The 6,103-nt window shown below is 70.6% G+C and carries 5 protein-coding genes; 2 read left to right on the forward strand and 3 right to left on the reverse strand.

All coding sequences use genetic code 11. From position 1 onward, the window contains the following. Window positions 1–106 precede the first annotated feature (106 nt). On the forward strand, window positions 107–649 hold the full coding sequence (locus AAHM41_RS38160; RefSeq protein WP_342241864.1) for an MOSC domain-containing protein: 543 nt from the start codon (window positions 107–109) through the stop codon (window positions 647–649). 3 nt (window positions 650–652) lie between these two features. Here AAHM41_RS38160 and poxB read toward each other — a convergent pair whose 3' ends face one another. Next, window positions 653–2,380 (reverse strand): ubiquinone-dependent pyruvate dehydrogenase, encoded by a 1,728-nt coding sequence (gene poxB, locus AAHM41_RS38165; protein WP_342241865.1) that lies wholly within the window; start codon window positions 2,378–2,380, stop codon window positions 653–655. Between the two features lie 205 nt (window positions 2,381–2,585). Here poxB and AAHM41_RS38170 point away from each other — a divergent pair, with 205 nt between their 5' ends. Beyond that, window positions 2,586–3,875: an MFS transporter gene (locus AAHM41_RS38170; protein ID WP_342241866.1), complete on the forward strand. Its 1,290-nt coding sequence runs from the start codon at window positions 2,586–2,588 to the stop codon at window positions 3,873–3,875. A gap of 3 nt (window positions 3,876–3,878) precedes the next feature. Here AAHM41_RS38170 and AAHM41_RS38175 read toward each other — a convergent pair whose 3' ends face one another. Both AAHM41_RS38175 and AAHM41_RS38180 read right to left on the reverse strand, forming a co-directional pair. Further along, window positions 3,879–4,730 (reverse strand): universal stress protein, encoded by an 852-nt coding sequence (locus AAHM41_RS38175; RefSeq protein ID WP_342241867.1) that lies wholly within the window; start codon window positions 4,728–4,730, stop codon window positions 3,879–3,881. A gap of 143 nt (window positions 4,731–4,873) precedes the next feature. After that, on the reverse strand, window positions 4,874–6,103 hold a 1,230-nt coding region (locus AAHM41_RS38180; protein WP_342241868.1), incomplete at its 5' end, for an amidase.

The following is a 6,103-nucleotide window of genomic DNA, read 5'->3' on the forward strand; positions in this document are numbered from 1 at the left end:
GAGGCGGAGAACCCCTGGGTCCCCCCGCGATCGCGGTGTATGAGCAGGCCGACCGGCAGTCCCCATTCCTCGTCACCGGCCGCTATCCGCTGAAAGGGACGTCGGCATGACCGCGGTGGTCACGGCGGTCGGCCTCAGCCCGACCCATAGCTTCAGCAAGCCGGTGCTCGACGCGATCCGCCTGCTGGCCGGGCTCGGGGTCGAGGGCGACGCCCATCTCGGCGTGACGGTGAAGCACCGGTCGCGGGTGAAGGTCGACCCGACCCAGCCGAACCTGCGCCAGGTGCATCTGATCCAAAGCGAGCTGCACGACGAGCTGGCGGCCGCCGGCTTCACCGTGGTGCCCGGCGACCTGGGCGAGAACGTCACCACCCGCGGCATCGACCTGCTGGGCCTGCCGACCGGAGCGAAGCTGCGGCTCGGCGCCGAGGCGGTGGTCGAGATCACCGGGCTGCGCAACCCCTGCGGCCAGATCGACGGCTTCCAGCAGGGGCTGCTGAAGCAGGTGTTAGGCCGGGACGAGGCCGGCAACCTGGTGCGCAAGGCCGGGGTAATGGGCATCGTCCTGGCCGGCGGCACGGTGCGCCCCGGCGACCCGATCGCGATCGAGCTGCCGCCGGAACCGCACCGCCCGCTGGAGCGGGTGTGACCTCTATCGCCGCAGATTGGTCTTGGCCAGCTCGATCAGCTCGCTGCCGCGGCCGTTGATCACGGCACGCAGCATGTACATGCCGAAGCCGGCCACCTGGCTGGCCGAGACGGTGGGCGGCATCATCAGCTCCAGCTTGTTGGTGGCGACGTCGATCACCACCGGCCCGTCATGGTGCAGGCCGCGCCGCACCGCGGCCTCGACCTCGCCCGGATCCTCGACCCGGATGCCGAAGATGCCCATCGATTCCGCCATCGCCGCGAAGTTGGGGTTCTCCAGGTCGGTGTAGGTGTCGAGGAAGCCCGACGCCTTCATCTCCATCGCCACGAAGCCGAGCACGCCGTTGTTGTAGACCACCACCTTCACCGGCAGGTTCTGCTGCTTCAGCGTGATCAGGTCGCCCATCAGCATGGTCAGGCCGCCGTCGCCGGACAGCGACACCACCTGCCGCTTCGGGCAGGCCGCCTGGGCGCCGATCGCCTGGGGCAGGGCGTTGGCCATCGAGCCGTGGCTGAGCGACCCGATCAGCCGGCGCTTGCCGTTCACCTTCAGATAGCGCGCCGCCCACACCGACGGCGTGCCGACATCGAAGGTGAAGACGGCATCGTCGTCGGCCAGGTCGCTGACCACCTTGGTGAGGTATTGCGGATGGATCGGCGGCCGGCCCGCCGTGCCGGTGGCGAGGTCGTCCAGCCCTTCGCGCGACTTGACGTAGTCCTGCAGCGCGGCGTCGAGATGGTCGCGGTCCTGCTTGGCCTCCAGCCGCGGCAGCAGCGACGCGATGGTCTCGCGCACGTCGCCGACCAGCCCCAGCTCCAGGCTGCAGCGCCGGCCGAGATTCTCTGCCCGGATGTCGACCTGGATGATGCGGGCATCGGCCGGATAGAACTGGCGGTAGGGGAAGTCCGTGCCCAGCATCAGCAGCACATCGCAGTTCATCATCGCATAATAGCCGGAGGAGAAGCCGATCAGCCCGGTCATGCCGACGTCGTAGGGATTGTCGTATTCGACGAACTCCTTGCCGCCGAAGGCGTGGACGATCGGGGATTTCAGCGTCTCGGCCAGGCCCATCAGCGCCGCATGCGCGCCGGCGCAGCCGCGGCCGCAGAACAGCGTCACCCGGCGGGCTTCGTTCAGCAGCGCCGCGGCACGCTCGATCTCGGCCTCGGCCGGCACCACCACCGGCTGGGCCGGCAGCAGGAACGGGGAATGGCGCCGGTCGCCGATCTCCTTCAGCGCCACGTCGCCGGGGATGACCACGACCGCGACGCCGCGCTTGGCCACCGCCTCGCGCATCGCGATCTCCAGCACGCCCGGCAGCTGCGCCGGGTCGGAGACCAGCTCGCAATAATGGCTGCATTCCTGGAACAAGGTCTGCGGATGCGTCTCCTGGAAATAGCCGCGGCCGATCTCCGAGCTCGGGATATGCGCCGCGATCGCCAGCACCGGCACGCGGTTGCGGTGGCAGTCGAACAGGCCGTTGATCAGGTGCAGATTGCCCGGCCCGCAGCTGCCGGCGCAGACCGCGAGCTCGCCGGTCAGATGGGCCTCGGCGCCGGCGGCGAAGGCCGCCACCTCCTCGTGCCGCACGCGGATCCAGTCGATCGTCTTCTTCCGCCGCAGGCTGTCGGTCAGCCCGTTCAGGGAATCGCCGACGATGCCGTAGATCCGCTGGACCCCGGCATCGGCCAGCATGTCGGCGATCAGATCGGCAACCGTTCTCTTGGTCACGACCGGTTCTCCTGCAATCGGGTTGGGCTTCGGCATGATAGCCACATGCGGCGCGATCCCAAGTCCGGACGGTTCGATGACGGATGCAACAGGTTTCGTGGACCCCGACATGCGGGCGTAGCGCTGCCGAGGCAGTCTGCGCTGGTCTAGGGTCCCGACCCGACGCCCCTTTGGTAAGACAAATCGATCATCGAACGGCAGAGCCATGACCCATGCCATCGCCGCCGACCTTCCGTCGGCGCGGCGCCTGACCGCCGGCGACTACCGCACCCTCGGCCTGGCCGCGCTCGGCGGCGCGCTGGAATTCTACGACTTCGTCATCTTCGTGTTCTTCGCGACGGTGATCGGGCAGCTGTTCTTCCCGCCGGACATGCCGGACTGGCTGCGCCAGTTCCAAACCTTCGGCGTGTTCGCGGTCGGCTATCTGGTCCGGCCGCTGGGCGGCATCGTCATGGCGCATTTCGGCGACCTGTTCGGCCGCAAGCGGATGTTCACGCTCAGCATCCTGCTGATGGCGGCGGCCACGCTCGGCATGGGGCTGCTGCCGACCTATGCCCAGATCGGCGTCTGGGCGCCGTTGGCCCTGCTGCTGCTGCGCATCCTGCAGGGCGCGGCGATCGGTGGCGAGGTCCCGGGCGCCTGGGTGTTCGTGGCCGAGCATGTGCCGGCCAGCCGGATCGGCTATGCCTGCGGCACGCTGACCGCCGGGCTGACCGCCGGCATCCTGCTGGGGTCGCTGGTGGCGACGGCGATCAACGGCAGCTTCGGCCAGGCCGAGATCGCCGGCTGGGCTTGGCGGTTGCCCTTCCTGCTCGGCGGCGCTTTCGGCCTGCTCTCGGTCCATCTGCGCCGCCTCTTGCACGAGACCCCGATCTTCCAGGAGCTGCGGGCCCGCAAGGCGCTGGCGGCGGAGCTGCCGCTGAAGGCGGTGCTGCGCGACCATCGCGGCGCGGTGCTGGTGTCGATGCTGCTGACCTGGCTGCTGTCGGGGGCCATCGTCGTGGTCATCCTGATGACGCCGGCGCTGCTGGAGAAGCTGCACGGCGTGCCGCCGACGCAGGCGCTGCTGGCCAACAACGTCGCCACGCTGGGGCTGACCGTCGGCGTCATCCTGGCCGGCCTGATCGTCGACCGGATCGGGGCGGGGCGCTTCTTCGCCATCGGCTCACCGCTGCTGGGGATCGGCGTCTGGCTGCTCTACACCAGGGGCGCGGCCAGCCCCGACCTGCTGCTGCCGACCTACGCCCTGGCCGGCCTTCTCGTCGGCGTGGTCGGCGGGGTGCCCTTCGTCATGGTCCGCGCCTTCCCGGCGGCGATCCGCTTCAGCGGCCTGTCCTTCTCCTACAACGTCTCCTACGCCGTGTTCGGCGGGTTGACGCCGGTGGTGGTGCCGCTGCTGCTGGCCGCGGACCCGCTGGCGCATCTGCACTACATGTTGGCGCTGTGCGTCCTCGGCTGCGGGGTCGGCCTGTGGCTGATGCGGCGCGAGGGCTGATCCTCAGCGCAGCATCAGCACCGGGATCAGGCAGGACCGCACCATCGCGGTGGTGGTGCTGCCGATGATCAGGTTGCGGATGCGGGAGTGGCCGTAGGCGCCCATCACCAAGAGGTCGATCGAGGCCGCCGCCACCTCGGCCGAGATCACCGCCTCCGGCTCGCCCGGCAGGATCCGGGCGCGGATGTCCCAGCCGGCGTCGCGCAGCCTGGCCTCGGCGGCGTCCAGCTTGGCCTCGGCCTCCTCGTCCGGGCTGCCGGCCATCAGCAGATGGCCTTCCAGCCCGCGCAGCAGCTGGCCGTTGGCGATCAGCTCGACCGCCTTGGTCACGCTCGGGCCGCCATCGAAGGCGATCAGGAAGCGCCGGATCGGCTTGAAGGCGCGGGCGGCCACCAGCACCGGCTTCTTGGCGGCGCGCGCCACCCGCTCGAGATTCGAGCCGAGATGCAGCTTGGCGAAGTCGGCCGCCTCGCCGCGCTTGCCGATGACGATGACGCTGGCGTCCGGCTCGAACTCGCCGACCGTCTCGACCATGTCGCCATTGTAGAGATGGGTGTCGACATCGGTGACGCCGGCTTCCTGCAGCCGGGTGCGGCCCTCGTCGAGGATCAGCCGGCCGCGCTTCTGTGACAGGCCGGCCCGTTGCTCGTCCATCGCCGCCAGCTCGGCCAGGATGTCCTGGGAATAGGCGACCAGCGTGCCGCTGATGTCGACCGGGATGGTCGATACCTCGCGGCGGCCCAGCACGTGCAGCAACTCGACCGGCTGGGCCAGCCGCGACGCCGCCCAGGCCGAAAGATCACAGATGCTGTGGGAGTAGATCGAGCCGTCGATACAGGCGAGGACCTTGGCCATGCGATCGACTCCACGTTGGCCGGGCCCGCGCTGGGGCGATCGGCGACAATGGCAGACTGACTCAACACCAGCCCGGACTCAACAATCTGGGGCGTATCCGCGCCGATCCAAGACCGTGACGGACCGGGCCGCCAGGCGCCCGGTCACAGGACGGGAGGGCCGCGGCGCACGGCCTCGGTCAGGCCCGCCTCCAGCAGCGTCTGCTCCATCGCCCGGGCCAGGCCCAGCACCGCCTCGTCGGCATGGCGGTGGCCGACGATCTGCAGCCCGACCGGCAGGCCCTGCGGCGTCAGCCCGGCCGGCAGCGACAGGGCGGGGCATGGGGACAGCAGGTTGAACGGGGCGGTCATGTCCATGCCGCCATAGCGCCCATCCGGGTCGTCCGCGGCGAAGTCGTCATCGGTCAGGGTGACGGGCGGCGGCGGGACGGGGCAGGTCGGGCACAGCAGGGCGTCACGGCCGGCCAGGATCGGCGCCAGGTCGTTCCACATCGCGCTGCGCAGGATCTCGATCCGCTTGACCTCGGCGGCGCCCAGGGTCAGGCCGCGGTCGATCAGCCCGACCAGGATCGGGTCCATCCGGTCGCGGTGCTCGGCCAGGCGGTGGCCGTGGAACGCCGCCATGAACACGCACCACAGGTCGAGCCAGCGGTCGCTCACCGCCCGGGTCCAGGGCAGGCGCACCTCCTCGACCACCGCGCCGGCCCGGCGCAGCGCCTCCGCCGCCGCCAGGATCGCGGCCTCGACCGCCGGGTCCACGGCGTAGTAGCCGAGATCCATCGACAGGGCGAAGCGCCGCCCGGCCAGCCCGTCGATCCGCGTCGCCGCGGCGTCGAAGGGCAGGGGCAGGGAGCTGATGTCCTCGTCGCTCGGCCCCGCGGTCGCGGCCAGGAAGGCGACGGCGTCGTCGACGCTGCGGGCCAGCGGGCCGAAATGCGAGATGTCGTCGAACTGGCTGGGCAGAATGGTCATCGGGATCCGGCCCAGGCTCGGCTTGAACCCGACCACGCCGCAGAAGGCGGCCGGGATCCGCACCGACCCGCCCATGTCGGTGCCCTCGGCGAATGGGACAACGCCGGCAGCGACTGCGGCGCCGGAGCCGCCGGACGATCCGCCCGGCGTCCGCTCCGGGTCCCAGGGGTTGCGGGTGACGCCCCAGCGCGGGCTGGTGGTGAATCCGGAATGGGCGAATTCCGGCGTGGTGGTCCGGCCGATGACGATGGCGCCCGCCGCCTCCAGCCGCCGGACGATCAGCGCCGACCGGTCCGGCACCCAGTCGCCGGTCGAATGCGACCCCAGCGTGGTCAGGTGGCCGCGGGTCGGGGTCAGGTCCTTGATCGCCACCGGCACGCCGTGCAGGGGGCCGAGCGGCGG

Source organism: Inquilinus sp. OTU3971 (assembly GCF_038440215.1).